The organism is Candidatus Auribacterota bacterium (assembly GCA_026392035.1).
GTDB lineage: Bacteria > Auribacterota > Tritonobacteria > UBA1439 > UBA1439 > JAPLCX01.
The window spans coordinates 1-16,417 of the sequence record JAPLCX010000043.1 but is presented as its reverse complement, the minus strand read 5'-3'; the positions used below and the strand labels follow the sequence as shown (position 1 = coordinate 16,417).

Here is a 16,417-nt window from a genome sequence, read left to right as displayed (position 1 = left end):
CTCCTTGTCTAAACGTGCTTTTTTGCACGACGGAGCCTTCCTTTTATGGTGTGTATTCCCCCCACATCCAATACCCATAGCTTTGCGCTAATCCAACGTCAGGCTTTCGCCATAAATCCTTCCCCACTGTCTGAATCACAGACCACACGACTACGATGCTGTGCGTTCAGCCGTTCGTGTGGTATGATAAACGCATCCATGGAAACAACGAACCGCCCAGCCCTCATCCGCGAATATGATCGGCGCATCAATCTCGCCCTGGACCACATCAGGGACAACCTCGGCGCCGATCTCTCGGTCAATGCCATTGCCCGCGCCGCCTTCTTCAGCCCCTACCATTTCCACAGGCTCTTCACGGCGATGACGGGAGAGACGCTGTACGATCACGTGCGCCGCCTCAGGCTTGAGAAGGCGGCCGCCTCCCTCCTGTACGATCCCGGGAAGAGCGTCACCGATGTCGCGCTCGACTGCGGCTTCGGCTCCTCGGCGACGTTCGCCCGGGCGTTCCGCGACCACTTCGGCATGAGCGCGTCCGAATGGCGCGCCGGAGGCGGCACAAAGAAAAGCAAGAAACGCAAATCGAAAAGCAAGGCGGGCAAAGCATCGAATAAGCTCCTCGGGTATAGTGGGGGTCGTCAACAATCAACCTTACGACCGAGGAGGTGCAACATGAAGGTTGAGGTAAAAGAGCTCCCCGCGCACCGCGTCGCGTACGTGCGGAGCAAAGGAGGCTACGAGAAGAACTGCATCAACGAGGCATACGAGACGTTGATGCGGTGGGCGGGGCCACGCGGGCTCTTCGGGCCGGACACGAAGGTCATCGGCGCATCCTACGACAACCCGGATATCACCCCCATATCCAAGTGCCGTTATGACGCGTGCATCACCATTGGTGATAATGTGCAGCCGGAGGGCCCCGTGTCGGCGAAGGAGTTCCCGGGAGGGAAATACGCTGTCTGCCGCTGGCGCGGGCGGCCGCAGGATATCGGGCCGGTCTTCCAGTCGCTCATGGGCGAGTGGTTCCCGTCGAGCGGCTACCAGCCGGGAGACGCGCCATGCCTGGAGTTCTACCACAACGACCCGGACACGGACCCGAAGGGCGAAGCCACGGTCGATATCTGTATCCCCGTGAAGCCGCTCTGACGGCGGCCCCGTACGTCCACCCTCTCCCCCCTCACGCGGGGAGGCGAGGGTGCGGCCCGCCGGGACCCGATCCCGGAGCGGCCTCGCTCCTCATGCATGGTCACTCGCTCCGGTTTCGTTCATTCCATCAGACCCGCACGGCGCGGGGGAGCATCGTGCACTACAACTCGAAGGAGCTACAAAATGGACAGAGGCGATTTCCGTATCTCCCCGATAGGATATGTGAGAGCAGGAGAGAATGGTTTCCATCTGGAGATTGACAGGGAGTATCTACCGGGCTTGAAAGGTTTGGATGGTTTCAGCCATCTGAACGTATTCTGGTGGTGTCATAAATTCGATGACGGCAAGTCCAGGAAGACGGTGGAGTGCGATAAACCGTACAGAAAATCTCCCTTGAAGATCGGGGTATTCGCGACGCGCTCCCCTCTCAGGCCAAATCCGATAGCGTTCACCGTGGCACCCATACTGAAGATAGACTATGCCGCTGGCCTGATCCACATTCCCTATATCGATGCGGAGGACGGGACGCCGGTCGTCGATCTGAAACCGTATCACCCCTCTATCGAAAGGATACGGAACGTGACTGTGCCCGAATGGTGCAGCCACTGGCCAAAATGGTATGAGGATTCGGCCGCTTTCGACTGGGAATCGGAGATCGTGCATGCGTGATAGCGGGAATCCGATCCCCGCGCGCCCTGCCGCCCGAACCCCGTGGAGCTCACCACCTACAGGATCGTCTCGGTCGACGAGAAAATGGGAATCGTCCGCATCGCCGGCATTGACGCAAAGGAGGGCACCCCCATCCTGGATTTGAAGGCCTACTTCCCCTGCTGCGACCGGGTGAAAGAGGCGCGGATCCCGAAGTGGATCAAGAATTGGCCTGAGTGGAGGCCGGAGTGACGGCGCCGGTCCTCGCGCGGGACAAACCACCCTTGGGCACCATGGATCTACGGCGCGAAGCGCCGCGATCTGTAACAAAGGAGCTCATCATGACGATCGGAAGCAGAGTGAAATCGTTCGTTGCATGCACGATGGCAGGTTATGTTGTCGCGCTCGGCTGCACAACGCACCCCCACCGGACCACGGAAGGAGTAATACGCGTGGAGAGATTGCCGGCGATTCATGTGGCGTACGTTGAATGCAAAGGGGACTACGAGAACAACAACCGGATCTACGACACGCTGCTGGGGAAACTGACCGCGTGGGCTATCCCGAATGGTTACTGGGACTTCCCCCGCACAACCAAGATCATATGCATCTATCCCGATCCCCCAGGGGTTCCCAAGAGCGAACAACGGCTCTGGCTCGGGATCACCTTGCCGAAGATCGTTCCCGTGCCGGACGGCATTTCCGCGATGACCATCCCGGAAAATACGTACGCGGTGGGGAGCTTTGTCATCGCGTCCCGGGAATTCGGGGACGCATGGGGCTTCATGTACGGGCGTTGGCTGAAGGACAACGGCTATCGCGCCGCGGAAGGTTTGAGTTTCGAGATACAGAAGAACGACTCCTGCACGCACCCCGAAAAAAAACACGTCGTGGACATCTGTATCCCCGTGAAGCCGCTCTGATGAGATGAACCCAGGCCTTCACAATTATGGCAAAGGGGGCGCAATGAGGATTCCTGTGCGCACTATCGCAGCAGTTTTACTTGTGTGCCTGCTCATCTTCTCCCTGGGTTCATGCCGGATGTTGGCCAGGGGGAAAAGCACGATGGGTGCTCAACGCCCACCGGAGCAGGCGGACGACATGCTGAAGTACTACACCACGCAAGGGATAATAACTGATCCGGGAAAATATACATATCTCTACGAGAATCTTCCTTCCGATGTCCCCGGGCTCTGCGCGGTCGTCAGGGGAGTGATGCTGCACATTTTCATGGCGGACAAGTACGGCGTCACGATCCCGGAAGAACGGAAGAACGAGGTGCAGTTGCGGACGGTCGAGAGAATACTGGGGAGGATTATGGAGCTTGACAATAGGCCGCTCACGGTCGCGCGCGAACCGCTGAAACGCATGGTGGGCAACTGCAGGGACCACACGGTGCTGCTTTGCTCGATGCTCAAACACAAAGGCATCCCCGCGCGGGCGAGGTGCGGCTTCGCGACCTACTTCATACCGGGGCGATACGTGGACCACTGGGTGTGCGAGTACTGGAATGCGCAGCGGCGCCGCTGGGTGCGCATTGATCCCCAACTGGACGAGGTGCAGATAAAATCGCTCGACATCACCTTCAATCCCCTTGACCTGCCACCGGGCACATTCGTATCAGGGGGAGATGCATGGAACATGTGCCGTGAGGGAAAACTGGATCCGGACCTCTGCGGCATATTCGACATGAAGGGCTGGTGGTTTGTCAGGGGCGATCTCGTCCGCGACTTCATGGCGCTCAACAGGGTCGAAGTCCTCCCCTGGGATTGCAACAATATCATGCGCAGGGAGAGAGAGTCGGGCCTCGAAGAGCATCGCCTGCTGGATGCAATCGCCGCCGTGACTGCCGAACGTGATCCGTCGTTCAAAATATTCAGATCGTTCTACGAAGCAAATCAGGCGCTACGGATGCCTTCAGACTGGAAACCGTAAACATAACGTTTCATCACGGGGGGCACGGGGAGACTCAAAACCTAACCGCGGATTAAGCGGATTAATTCTAGCCACGGATTAACACAGATAAACACGGATTATTCTTGTTCCAAAAACAAGAAACTGTTGTTGCCGTTTTAAAGATCTCCGTGTCCTCCGTGCCTCCGTGGTAAAAATTCAAACATTATCTTCGTGTTTGTTGTGGTGAGAATACCGCACCCTTAAATACTGACAGGGTGAGAGGCCTGGAGTATAGCGAGTACCCTCAGGCCGAAACTGGCGAGAATACCTGGCGGCATTTGAGGCGGGAGGGGCCTTCGAGCTGCGGCGACTGCGAAAAACCGGCGCCCGTGATTGAACTGCGAATGCGGGCACACCACTCCTCGTAGGTGATCCCCGGTCCTGATTCCCTGAGCGTCTTGATTGCAAAGTAGCTGAACACCCCCCGGCTGACACCCTCGAAAATATCCTCGGCGGCCGGTTCGTCATCCCGAGCGGCGCTCATGAAGATTTCTCCCATGCGCCCTTCGCTGACATTTGAGATTCTCTTCTTCAAAGGGCTGCTCGGGCCTACTTCTCTGGTGAGGTCAAGGGGGGGCGGATAAAAGCGAACCTTCCCTTCCCGCGCGCGGCCCGGGAGAAGCCTCGTCACCGTGCCTGAATAACAGGAATCAGCGATGAAGGTAAATGAGGTACCCGGGCCTATTCGTTCTAAACGGCTGCGGAGGTCATCGTCAAGGATAAGCCTGCCGAAATCCGCCTCACAGGGTACGAGCGCCTCATCCCTGCCGTCCACCTCGTCCTTCACCCCTGTGTCAGGAATCCATGTCCCGTGCCCTGAATAGACAAAGACGAGAACGTCGCCGCTGCGCCCGCCACCGATGAGCTCATCGAGCGCTGAGAGAATATTCCGCAGTGTCGCCTCGCCGTCGAGGATCAATCTCACATCCCCCGGAGAGAAACCGAACAGCTCGATGAGAACTGCCGCCCATGCCCGCGCGTCGTTCACACACCCGTTCAGGTCGTTTTCAACACCTGGATAATCGTTGATCCCCACGCACACCGCTCTTTTACTCATGGTTTGAAATTATGATCAGTGACGGTTCAGGGCAATCTCCGTCAAAACTGCCCTTCTTGCAAGTTAGCTAAAGCAACTTTTTAGCACCTGATCCCTCGGCTAAGCTCAGGACAAGTTTTCTCTGATTAACCTGATTTATTGAAATTCCTATCAGAGCAATCAGGTCAATCAGGTGCAAATCACATTGAAATTCAGAGGCAGTGAGATAGTACCCCATGGCAGGCGGGATGGCAATTTATAAAATCGAGCGCGTAATGCCTCAGTGAAGCACTGATACGCACGCTGCTGTCATTGCGAGCGGAGCGAAGCAATCTCACTTAAAAGGCTTTCAGAGGGGGATTGCCACGGCTGCCTCGTCCCGCTTAGCGGGACTCGGCATCCTCGCAATGACAGCCAGCTATCATTGTCAGTGCCTGACTGAGGCATTACTCGGGCGCGGGATTTGGGATTGATTTATTTGAGCAGTTCCCTTATACTGCAGAAGTTTGCACGAGGGTATGAACCAGTCTGTCTCGCGCGTTTATTCAGACGGGGAGAGCAGCAGATGCCAGAGAAAAGCGCATTCCTTGAAGAGGTATTCACGAGGGCTGCGGGGGATCCCAAAAAGCTGGTTCTCCCGGAAGGGCACGATGAGCGCATCGTGAAAGCAGCCGCGATCCTCGCAAGGAAAGGTATCGCTAAACCCATCCTCCTTGGTAAAAATGACTTGATTCTCTCGAGTCTGAAATCAATGGGTATGAGCGCTGAGGGCATCGCCATAGTTGACCCCGCCCAGTCTCCTGACAGAGAAGAATACGCGAAGACCTTTTTCGAACTCCGGCGCCACAAGGGCGTCACCCTCGACCAGGCGCGGGAGACAATTCTCTCCTGGATTTACTACGGGACGATGATGGTGTATAAAGGAGAGGCAGATTGCCTTGTCTCCGGCTCTACCCACTCCACCGCAGAAACAATCAAGCCTGCGCTCCAGATCATCAAGTGCAAGAAGGGATGCTCCCTCGTGTCGAGTCTCTTCTTCATGGTTCTGGACAGAGATGTCTTCGCCTTTGCCGACTGCGGCGTGGTGGAAAATCCCACGAGCGAACAGCTCGCCGAAATCGCCGTCGAAACCGTTGATACGGCGATCCACTTTGGAATCCCTCCCGTCGTCGCCCTCCTCTCCTACTCGACAAAGGGTTCCGCAAAAGGGCCTCTCACGACGAAGGTTGCCGAGGCCGCAGAGCTCGCGCGGGCAAAGGCCGCGCGCCGTTTCCCCGACAACAGGGACATCATCATTGACGGCGAGCTCCAGGTGGACGCGGCGATCGTCCCGGCGGTGGCCGCGCGAAAGGCGGCGGGGAGCCCCGTCGGAGGCAAGGCGCGGGTCCTCATCTTCCCCGACCTGAACAGCGGGAACATCGCCTACAAGCTCGTCCAGCGGCTCGCCAGGGCCGAGGCGTACGGCCCCATCCTCCAGGGGCTCGCCAAACCCGTCAACGACCTTTCCCGAGGCTGCACGGCCGAAGACGTGGTCGGCGTCGCCGCGGTGACCGTCGTCCAGGCGCACGGGTTCTGATCCGCCCTTTCTCCCCCTATTTTCGACGTAACCCCTCAGAAGGTGTGAAAAAATCAGCATTAAGGTTGTCATTGCAATGACGTGTCAAACATTTCCTGCTCTCAGTAATAAACGGGTTATCAGTGTAAATCCGTGTCAATCCGTGGATGAAAACACTGAGTGGAGTGAATTAGCGCCCCCCATAACTGAGAAGGTGTGAAAAAATCGGAATTCTATCACTCTCTGCAAACCATAGGCTGTAGGGGCTCGATTTATCGAGTCCTGAAGGGCGGGTCGGATAAATCCGACCCCTACAAGCCAATTTTTTCACACCTTCTGACCCATTACTTCCTGCCACTCTTTTCCATACAATAATAGCGGATTCTTTGCTAGGCTATTCGCGCACTTATGAAGATTCTCGTCCTCAATTCCGGCTCCTCGTCGATCAAATACCAGGCCTTTGAAATTGACAGGGCTGAAAAGCGCCTAGCAAAGGGCCTCGTGGACCGGATAGGCCTCCAGGGCTCGACGATTACCCACGACGTCCCGGGGAGAGACACGATTGAGTATTCCAAAGATATCCCCGACCACAACGTTGCCATCGGGGAGATTACATCCCTTCTCACGCATCCCGAGCACGGCATTGTAAAAAACCTGATGGAGATCGAAGGGGTCGGCCACAGGGTTGTCCACGGAGGAGAACATTTCTCTAAATCAGTCCTGATCGACGACGCCGTGCTCGCTGCGATACGGGAGTGCTGCGAGATAGCCCCGCTCCACAATCCGCCGAACCTCCTGGGCATCGAGGCGTGCATGAAGCTGCTCCCTGGTGTCCAGCAGGCCGCCGTTTTCGACACCGCCTTCCACCAGACCATGCCGCCCAAGGCGTACGCCTACGCCATCCCGTACACGATGTACCTCAAGTACAAGATCAGGCGCTACGGTTTCCACGGGACCTCTCACATGTATGTGGCCCAGGAAGCGGCCAGGATACTCGGGAGGCCGATGAGCGAGCTCAAGATAATCACCTGCCATCTCGGAAACGGCTGCAGCATCGCCGCGGTGAAGCACGGCGTCTCGGTGGACACCTCGATGGGCTTCACGCCGCTCGAGGGGTTGGTGATGGGGTCGCGTTCAGGCGATATTGACCCCTACGTGCCCCTCTATATCATGGAGCGGGAGGGGATGGGGATCGGGGAGATGAGCGAATTCCTCAACAAGAAGAGCGGGCTCCTCGGCATATGCGACAAACGGGACATGCGCGATATCCTCCAGGATGCCGCGAAGGGATTCAAGCCCGCGATCCTCGCCGTGGAGGTGTTCACTTACCGGGCCGCAAAGTACATCGGGGCCTACGCGATGGCGATGAACGGCGTGGGCGCGATCGTGTTCACCGCAGGCATGGGGGAAAAGAGCGCGACGATCCGCTCCCACATTCTCGCCTATGCGACACACCTCGGGGTGGAAATCGATGAGAAGAAAAATGAGCGGCATGAGGCCATATTCTCGACGCCGCGTTCAACAATCGCAGTGATGGTGATCCCCACCAACGAAGAGCTCGTCATCGCCCGCGATACCTACCGACTTATTACTCACCGCATCTAAGTCTCACCACGGAGGCCCTAAAAACAGCAAAAACAGTCTCTAGTTTCTGGTTTTTTGGACAAGAATAATCCGTGTTCATCTGTGGTGAGAATTAATCCGCATAATCAGCAAAATCCGCGGTTATGTTTTTAGATTCTCCGCGCCCTCCGTGTCTCCGTGGTAAGACAAAATCAGTTCATCTTTACCATTGTCCTCTGCAAATCCGTGAGGCCATTTTTGACGAGCACTATCTCCTGAACTCCGCCCGCCCTCTGGAGACCGTTCCCATATATCAGCAGCGCGCGCCTCAGGCACCAGATCGCCTTCTTTTTTTCTCCCCTCCGGTAATAGAGCCCGGCGAGCGCTCCGTACTGTCGGCCGATGAGCATCGCGGTGCCGAGCGCATCCGGATTCTGGTTCAGCGACGTGAAGAAAGAGAGCAATACCTTGCCGTAATCAACCGGCCGCAGCTCATTTTCGGACGTGCGCTCATTTTCCTGTATCTGCTTTCTCGCCTCTTCCAGCCAGTACTCCGCATCCTTTTTCCCCCCCGACTCCCGCCATGGCGCCACCGTCACTCCCCACTTCTCCTGAAGGGGCGAACTGTGGAGCGATAATTCAGCCGTGTGCCGGCTGCCTTTTCTCACATAGTCAACACTCACGGCGCTCTTCTTGTTCTTAAACTGTTTGGAGACCCTCACGTAATCGTCCAGATTCTTGATCTTCTCCCCTCCGACCGAGGTAATGCAATCACCGACTCGGAGCTGCGCCTGGGCCGCCGGGCTGGACGAGGTGAGCGTCAGTATCTCGACCCCTCCGCCTTTCTCGCTCTCGACAATCTCAAGCCCGTCGAGGACGGAGCGCGCGGACGCGGCATACGGCCAGGAGAGGAGCACCGCAGCCATGACGATGACTCCCCTTCCGGTAATGCGGGTGTGTATCCAATGCTCAATGACGGCTCTCATGCGCTCACCATTATATCCCGCAGCCGCTCCACCCGCAAGGGGAGGCAATCTTCGGAGTTTACCCATTTTTCAGGAACCAAGGTAATTTTTCACCACGGAGACACAGAGAGCACGGAGAACCCACAGAGAAAGAATTACTATAATGACCTATTGGTTAGGGTATTACGTTATCTCCGTGTCCTCCGCGCCTCCGTGGTGGATTGTGCATTGGAATACAGCTATAAAATATGTCTGTTTCACTTCACTGCTACAGCATCCATTTCCGACACAACATATTGTTTATTTTGATGTTACGCTTTTGGGGAATGTCCAGGAGGCACTGTGTCACTGATGGGGCGGAACCACGGGTACTACATCCGGAGCTTGCGGAGCGCGATTTCCAAGAGGAGGAAAATAAAGGCACAGGGGAGGAGGGCGCCGGCAAGGCTCCTGCTCCCTGGGACTTTTTCTGCCGAAAAGGCAAGCTCATCGTCTCCAGGATTGAGCCGCCCGCGCGCCGCCTGGGCGACCGCCCGGAGGAGATCTTCGTTGTTTCCTCTTACCGATGTCTCCGGAGAGGATAGCTGCGAGGCGATTCGGCGGATGAGCGCAACCTCCTTGCGATCAATCAGTTTCCCGTGCTCTATTTTCTCAACAGTGACTGAGTCTATGGAGGGAGCGAGATCCCTGACCTCTCCCGCAAACGTATCCGGGGCGACCTGATGGAGGCGCACTGTGCGCCCCTTCTCCCCCGGTTTCGCTGGCAGTCCGATCCTGAACGACGTCCCCTCCCGCAACGGGCTGAAGGTCTGCAACTCACAATACTGCCGGCCCCCTTCGGTCCTGGCCCTCACGAGGTAATAATCAGATGAGCGCTCACGCATGGTCCACCTGAGGACCTGAACCCAGAACTTGCTGAACATCTCCCACCCCACCATCTCCTTCGACCAGCGCGCCTCTGCATCCGAGGCATACGCGACGGTTTTCCCGAGGCCGCAGCGCCACCCGGCGAGAACGGGGTCTCTGGGGCCTCTGACGTCGGTGTAGAGCGCCACCTCGGCGCGGTCCTTGGCCATGGTAATGGTATGGCCGAGCAGGCGCGGAATCTGCTCCTGGCTGATCCCCTTGAGCATCTCACTCTTTTCGCCGATCTTGGGGATGAACGCTTCTTCAGAAAAGCCGGACTTCTGGAGAGTCTTCCGGTTGTCCTCGAGCACGATCAGGGGAAGCGTGGATGCGTCTTTGACATAATAGTAATCGCCCCCGCTTCCGATCGAGACCGCGCGCAGGAATGCGCTGTTTACATCACCGCCGATGCCCACGGTGGAAACGCTGATACCCTCCCGGCCAAAAGAACTGATGAGGCTCCGGTAATCGTATGACTTCATGTCATTCGTATCGCCGTCAGTGATCAGTATCACGTGTTTGACCCTGCCGGCAACTGCCGTCATCTGCCTCAGCGCATCCTCGAGCGACCTCGAGATCAGCGTGCCTGTACCGCCCTGGATTCTGCGAATACGGTCTATGATATAGTCTTTGTTATTATCCACAAGCTCAAGCGGTACCATCACGTCAGAGCCGGTGTCAAACGCGATGACGCCGACCCTGTCATTCGGCTTGAGCTGCTTCACCAACTCTTCTGCCGCGCGCCTGGCTGCCATAAGCTTGCCGCCGAAGCCCCGCGACATGCTGTCAGACTTGTCGATCAGGAGAATCGTGCAGAGCCGGACCATCTTGTCCGTCTCGAAGGGCGTTTCCTGCTCTATCTTCACCGGCAGAATCTCCTCGATCGTCGTCCCCTTGTACCCGCCGGGTCCGAAACTGCGCGGGCCGCCGAGCATGATAAAGCCGCCGCCGCGGTCACGCACGTAGGTCTTAAGCATATTCATCTGGCGTTCGCTCAATGACGAGCGTTGAACATTGGAGAGCACGACGCAGTCGTAGGCGAGGAGTTCTTCCAGCTTCTCGGGCAGGATCTCAGCGCCACCGACCTTCACGTCTATGTCTCTGGGTGAGAGCGCCTCAGCGAGGAAGTCCCTGCCCTCCCCCGTTCCGCTCAGGCAGAGCACTTTCGGGCGGTCAACGACAAGGAGCGGCATTGAAATGGACTGCTCATCAACGGCACCCCGCCCCGCCTCACCAGGGGTGAGCGATGAGGTAAGCCGGTGCGTTCCCGGAGACACAATGTCGTAGGGGAGCTCAAAAGCGTTGGTACCCGGCTGCAGGCTCACCTGCCACTGCTTGATCATCTTTTCCCCATCCATGAGCGTGAGGGTGCGCGGGATCGCCTCCGCGCCGCTGTTCTCCGCAATAATTCTCAAGGTGAACTTTTCAGAAACGTTGACCTCCTCCGGCATGTCGAGCTTCACGAGCGATGCGTGCGCCTCCTCTTTCGCGGACGGAGAGAAACAGTCTATCCTGACGCCGTCTCGCGATGCCTGCGCCGCCGTGGCGCGCGCGTCTCCCATGTTTTCATTGCCGTCACTGAAGATGAGCAGATGTTTTGGCCCGGCGGCGGAAAATGCCAGTGATGCAGCCCTGATCGCGGAAGAGATGTCGGTCGCGTCGGTCCCGACAGTATAGGCAAACCAATCGCCGCCTATTTCCTTCGCGATCTGGTGTTTCATCTCGCTCCCGCGCGCAAAAAGGATGACCCCCTTCTCTGTCCCCCTCCCGGCGCCCTCGATGATCTTCCGCGCACGCGCGATCGCCCAGGCCCTGCCCTGTTCACCCATGCTGTCAGAGACGTCAACGGCGGCGAGCACGACGGCCGGTCTTTCTTCCTCGCGCGTGATGCTCGTACCCGACAGCGCCAGGATGATGAGGATGAACACCATCGTCCGAAGACACAACGCGGCGATGAGCCTCGAGGGCCTCGTTTTCCTCCAGGCGATCGCACCCAATCCCCACAGGCCGAATACCAGCCAGAGATAGTGCAGATAGTGTGGGCGCGTGAACTCGAGGCCATGGCGTGCTGCGAGCTGGATAAAATTGCCTATGATATCCATCATTTTGCCTAACTAGGATTTCTTGCAGGGGTTCGATTTACCGAACCCGCATCAAAGCGGGCTTGATAAAACTTGTCCTGAGCGAAGCCGAAGGATCAAGCCCCTACAATAAGTGTCACTTTATTGTAGGGGTCGGATTCATCCGACCCGCTACTCCGTGGCATCCCCCGCCGCGGTTGCCGCCTTGGCGCGCCCGGTCCCCGCCGACCAGATCATCCACTCGAGGAGTATGAGGAGCGCGGCGAGTGAAAAGAAAAGCACACTCCGATCAGGAGGTTCTTGACGGGCGGCACTCACCGCGACCACCTCCGCGACAGTCACCCTGTCCTCCCCCTGTTCATCTGACCTCAGATCCGATTCCATCCGGCTGCATAAATTCGCCACGAAAGTTTTTTGGACTGACTTCCCCGTGAGCAGGTAGCACCCGGCATAATCTGTGCCGGCGAACACGAGCGGCTCTCCCGGCGTAACCCCGATTGATTCTTCCCCACCACGGGGATTGATCACCGTGCAGGAACCGGCGGTGGCCCTGATGCCATCATCCATGGACTTGCCTCTCCCGGGACTGCGCCGGCCGCCCTCGGGAACCAGTGTCTCATACGGCTCGCCGGTCTTGATCTGGTCGCGCTCATCCGTGCTGAGCCACTTGATCGCGTTGAGAAGGAGAATAAGCGCGGGGAGTGAGCTCTCTTTTTTCAGTTCCATCTCCGAGAGATCAAAGCTCACCACCGCCGCCCTGCGCCCCTTGTAGTCACCGCACGTCACGAGCGGTATATCTCCTGCGGTCGTCGCCGAGATCACCACAGGCTTCGCCCAGGGGGGGGTATCAACCACGCGTGAGCCGCTCAAAGGAACATTCTGAAGGCCACGGAGGTTCTCTCCGACAGGATGGCTCTCATCCCAATCGAGAAAGCTCACTCCTGAAACCCAATCATTCGCGACGCGCACGATCCTGCTCTTCGTCGGCGGGCAGATCATAAGGAGATTGGCCCCGGGTTCCTTCTCCGGTTCGCAGCGGTGAAAGATCGCGACCGCGTAGGGCGCCATGTCAACGGTGCCGTAGGCGGCAGGGTTCAGCACATCGAGCGTGAGGCGGGGGATGGCTGACGCGAGCCCGCGGAACTGCTCCGCGCATTTCACATCTCTCGTGAAAAGGGCGATGCGCACCGCCCGCCTCCCCGGCAGCAGTAGATATGCCTTGTTGTCAATCCGGAGGGCATCCGCCGGATCGAGCACGATCTCCACCACGCCCTCAGGGAGTTGTTCGCCAACCTGAGTGGTGCGAGAGGAGCCCGGTTCCAGCGCAATCGGGAGGGAGGCAATTTCCTTCCCCTTCACGAGCGCCCGCAGCGAGCCGGAGAACGGCTGCCCTGAAAGGTTCTCCACGGTGACGTATGCTGACACCTGCGGACGGGCGGAGAAGAGGTTCCTGTAGATGGAGAGCGAGGTGATCCCCGCGTTCTCCTTCGGTGAACCGACGCGCTCGATATGGATACTGCCCGCGGAAGGATGCTTTCCCAGGCCAAGCGATTCACTGCTCCTGTCAGTAAAAATATGGAGCGCGGTCTCTCCCCTCCGCTCCGGGGCAGTCCCTTGTTTCATTCCCCTCGGCTCGCCGAACAGGCCGAGCGCCAGTTGAAGCGCGGGGGCCATCGCATCAGGCGTGTCGGCCGGCGCGAGCCCCTGGAGGATCGCCTCAAGCCGTGGCCGGTTCCCCTCGGCGGAGGCGAGAGTTTCTGCCCGCGCCCCCGTGGCGATGAGCGTGACGCGGTCATGATCCGCGAGCCCGCGGACAAGCCTGAGCGCACGATCGCGGGCGAGGTCCCACCGGCTCCCCCCCTCCTCTCGTGTCTGCATGCTCGCCGAGCGGTCCATGATCACGATGACGTGGCGCCCCTGCGCCTCCGGTGCGGCGCTCCGCCAGTACGGCCTGCACGCGGCGGTCACCAGGATCAGCAGCAGCGCGAGCTGGAGGTAGAAGAGGAGGTCCGCCCTGAAGAGGCTGCTCCTCACCACACTCTCCCTGAGCAGCCGCCAGGGTATGATGCTCGATATCTCCACCCTCTTTTTTTTCCGGCTGAAATAGTAAATGTAGACGAGCGCCGGAACGGAGAGGAGATAGATGAGTCCCGAAAGATTCGCTAAGCCCATACTGTTTCACCACAGAGGACACGGAGATTACACGGAGCGCACGGAGAAAAATATTTTTCATTTCACCATGAGCAAAAAGGCAAGGAGCTCGTTCTCTTCCCTTTCACTCTTATGCTCTTGTAAAAAATAGCACTCTATATTCTCTTTGCTCTCCGTGTTCTTCCCTCCGTGCCCTCCGTGTTCTCCGTGGTAAAAAGTTGACCTCTACTTGATGATCCCGATGCGGGGGAGCTCCCGCAGGACAAACGATTCAAAATCGTTATCGGTGAGCGCGAGCGCGTAGATGATCCGGCTGGCCCTGCAGAAGTCCCTCAGTTCCCGCATGTGGGTCTCCAGCGCGGCCGCATACTTCTTCCGGACGCCGGGGGTGACGGAGATCACCTTCTTCTCGTTCGTCTCCACGTCAACCACCTCCGCGGAAGACATGCCGCGGAACGGGTCCATCTCCCCGGGGCCGAGCACCTGAATCACCTTCACGTCGTAGTTGAGATAGCGGAGCAGATTGAGCCCGCGCCGCCGTGCCTCGGGCTCAAAGAGAAAATCGGAAAGGATGACAAAGACCCCGCGATGCCCCCTGGTGAGGCTCGTGTAGCGGTTGAGGTACCCAACGAAATCCGTGCCGCCGCCGGGAGTGATGCCAAAGAGGTAGTCGCTGATCGAAAATATACCGCTCCGCTTCGAGAAGAACGGTGGGCCGTTGATGAACGAGGTGTCGGTCAACTGCTCCGATGTCTCAAGGTCCGAGAATGCGGCGACCTTCACATTGCTGTGGGTGGAGAGCCCCACGTAGCTCAGGGCGAGCGCGAGCTTGCGGGCATACTCGAACTTCCCGTCCCTCTCGGGGTAGAGCATCGATTTGCTCGCGTCGATGAGGACGTGGGTGGAAAAGTCAATGTCCTCCTTGAAGGTCTTCAGATAGAGCCGCTCTGTCCGGCCGTAGATATTCCAGTCGATGTGGCGGATCTCGTCGCCGGGAAAGTACTTGCGGTAGTCCGCGAACTCGAGGCTCGTGCCGCTTATCTTGGCCAGGCGGTCGCCCTTCCGTACCGTGCGGAACTCCTTGATGCTCTGGATGCACAGGGCCTCAAGGCGCCTCAGGAACTCGGGGGAGAATATCTTAGTGAGCATACCGTGCACTCATGCGGACCCACGGCCGATCTCGCGCGCCCTCCGCACTTCCTCGCGCACCTCGCGCAGGATTGTATCGGCGGAAACATTATCGGCCTCGGCCTCGAAGTTGAGCATGACCCTGTGGTTGAGCGCCGGAGAGAGCACCCTGTCAACATCCTCGTAGCTCACGTTCGCCCTCCCATCGAGGAGCGCGACGACCTTCGAGGCGAGCACCAGCGCCTGGGCGCCGCGGGGGCTCGAGCCGTAGCTCACATATTTATCCACCATGCGGGCGTCGCTGGACGAGGCCTTTCTCCTGTCCGGCCGCGTCGCCGTAACAATATCTATGATGTACCGCTCGATGTCGGCGGAGATGAGGACCTCGCGGACGAGCTTCTGCATCTCCCTGAGTTCAGCCGCGGCCGATTCCCCCGGGAACGCCGGCTTGACCTCATAGCCCCCCCCCGCAGTCGTGCGCTTGAGGATCTCTCTGAGTTCGGAGGGGGTTGGATAATCTATAAATACCTTGAAGAAAAAACGATCCACCTGTGCCTCGGGGAGGGGGTAGGTGCCCTCCATTTCAATGGGATTCTGCGTCGCGAGGACAAAAAACGGTTCCGTAAGCGCCCTCGTCACTCCCGCCACGCTCACCTGCCGCTCCTCCATCGCCTCGAGGAGCGCCGACTGGGTCCTGGGCGTCGCCCGGTTGATTTCGTCAGCGAGGAGGATGTTGGTGAAAATAGGGCCGGGGGAAAATTCGAAGCGCTTGACGCCGTGCTCACCCTCCATGACGAGCTGGGTGCCGATGATATCGGCGGGCATGAGATCGGGGGTAAACTGAATGCGCTTGAAATCAAAGCCGAGCGCCTTGCTGAGAGACTTCACGAGCAGCGTCTTCCCGAGGCCGGGGACGCCCTCGAGGATCACGTGGCCGCGGGCAAAGAACGTGATGAGCACCTGCTCAACGATCTCGGTCTGGCCCACGATGAGCCGGCCAATCTCGTCGCGAAGCATGACGAACGCCTTATGGAATTCATCGATCGCATCCCTGCCCGTAAATTTGCTCTGCCGGTTAACCATAGCAATACTCCTTATATTTTTACCACGGAGACACAGAGGACTTTAAAACAGCAAAAACAGCTTCTCGTTACTTGTTACTAATACAAACGTCTTAAATAAAGTGACATAGTGGGCTTTTCGTGCTAATCTTAAAGCATGAAAAATCCCACATTAAATCTAACGCATTCGGAAGCAACGAAAGAAAACCTGTTAAAACTGGCCG

The 16,417-nt window shown here is 58.0% G+C and carries 12 protein-coding genes and 1 pseudogene; 7 read left to right on the top strand and 6 right to left on the bottom strand.

Annotated elements, in window-relative coordinates; all coding sequences use genetic code 11:
• Nucleotides 1–198 precede the first annotated feature (198 nt).
• The 5 genes and pseudogenes from NTX71_04130 to NTX71_04110 all read left to right on the top strand — a co-directional run bounded on the left by NTX71_04130 (nucleotide 199) and on the right by NTX71_04110 (nucleotide 3,726).
• Nucleotides 199–1,143 (top strand): AraC family transcriptional regulator, encoded by a 945-nt coding sequence (locus NTX71_04130; protein MCX6339090.1) that lies wholly within the window; start codon nucleotides 199–201, stop codon nucleotides 1,141–1,143.
• A gap of 183 nt (nucleotides 1,144–1,326) precedes the next feature.
• Nucleotides 1,327–1,812: an SAM-dependent methyltransferase gene (locus NTX71_04125; GenBank protein ID MCX6339089.1), complete on the top strand. Its 486-nt coding sequence runs from the start codon at nucleotides 1,327–1,329 to the stop codon at nucleotides 1,810–1,812.
• Between the two features lie 30 nt (nucleotides 1,813–1,842).
• Nucleotides 1,843–2,043 (top strand): annotated as a pseudogene (locus NTX71_04120) (TrmO family methyltransferase).
• Nucleotides 2,040–2,714, top strand: coding sequence for a GyrI-like domain-containing protein (locus NTX71_04115; protein ID MCX6339088.1), 675 nt, complete (start codon nucleotides 2,040–2,042; stop codon nucleotides 2,712–2,714). Before NTX71_04120 ends, NTX71_04115 begins: the two are co-directional and overlap by 4 nt.
• 55 nt (nucleotides 2,715–2,769) lie before the next feature.
• Nucleotides 2,770–3,726: a transglutaminase-like domain-containing protein gene (locus NTX71_04110; protein ID MCX6339087.1), complete on the top strand. Its 957-nt coding sequence runs from the start codon at nucleotides 2,770–2,772 to the stop codon at nucleotides 3,724–3,726.
• Between the two features lie 265 nt (nucleotides 3,727–3,991).
• Here the strand turns inward: NTX71_04110 and NTX71_04105 are convergent, their stop codons facing one another.
• Nucleotides 3,992–4,804: a caspase family protein gene (locus NTX71_04105; protein MCX6339086.1), complete on the bottom strand. Its 813-nt coding sequence runs from the start codon at nucleotides 4,802–4,804 to the stop codon at nucleotides 3,992–3,994.
• A gap of 544 nt (nucleotides 4,805–5,348) precedes the next feature.
• Between NTX71_04105 and pta the strand changes: the two genes are divergently transcribed.
• Nucleotides 5,349–6,359 (top strand): phosphate acetyltransferase, encoded by a 1,011-nt coding sequence (gene pta / locus NTX71_04100; GenBank protein MCX6339085.1) that lies wholly within the window; start codon nucleotides 5,349–5,351, stop codon nucleotides 6,357–6,359.
• A gap of 387 nt (nucleotides 6,360–6,746) precedes the next feature.
• Nucleotides 6,747–7,943, top strand: coding sequence for an acetate kinase (locus NTX71_04095; GenBank protein ID MCX6339084.1), 1,197 nt, complete (start codon nucleotides 6,747–6,749; stop codon nucleotides 7,941–7,943).
• Between the two features lie 170 nt (nucleotides 7,944–8,113).
• Here the strand turns inward: NTX71_04095 and NTX71_04090 are convergent, their stop codons facing one another.
• The 5 genes from NTX71_04090 to NTX71_04070 all read right to left on the bottom strand — a co-directional run bounded on the left by NTX71_04090 (nucleotide 8,114) and on the right by NTX71_04070 (nucleotide 16,215).
• Nucleotides 8,114–8,887: a PDZ domain-containing protein gene (locus tag NTX71_04090; GenBank protein ID MCX6339083.1), complete on the bottom strand. Its 774-nt coding sequence runs from the start codon at nucleotides 8,885–8,887 to the stop codon at nucleotides 8,114–8,116.
• 350 nt (nucleotides 8,888–9,237) lie between these two features.
• A complete protein-coding gene (locus tag NTX71_04085) occupies nucleotides 9,238–11,877 on the bottom strand; it encodes a VWA domain-containing protein (GenBank protein ID MCX6339082.1) in 2,640 nt (879 codons plus the stop codon).
• A 147-nt stretch (nucleotides 11,878–12,024) separates the two neighbouring features.
• Nucleotides 12,025–14,025, bottom strand: coding sequence for a BatA and WFA domain-containing protein (locus NTX71_04080; GenBank protein ID MCX6339081.1), 2,001 nt, complete (start codon nucleotides 14,023–14,025; stop codon nucleotides 12,025–12,027).
• Between the two features lie 204 nt (nucleotides 14,026–14,229).
• Entirely contained in the window at nucleotides 14,230–15,153 is a 924-nt protein-coding gene (locus NTX71_04075; GenBank protein ID MCX6339080.1) for a DUF58 domain-containing protein, read from the bottom strand.
• A gap of 9 nt (nucleotides 15,154–15,162) precedes the next feature.
• Nucleotides 15,163–16,215, bottom strand: coding sequence for an AAA family ATPase (locus tag NTX71_04070; protein ID MCX6339079.1), 1,053 nt, complete (start codon nucleotides 16,213–16,215; stop codon nucleotides 15,163–15,165).
• Nucleotides 16,216–16,417: the final 202 nt, after the last annotated feature.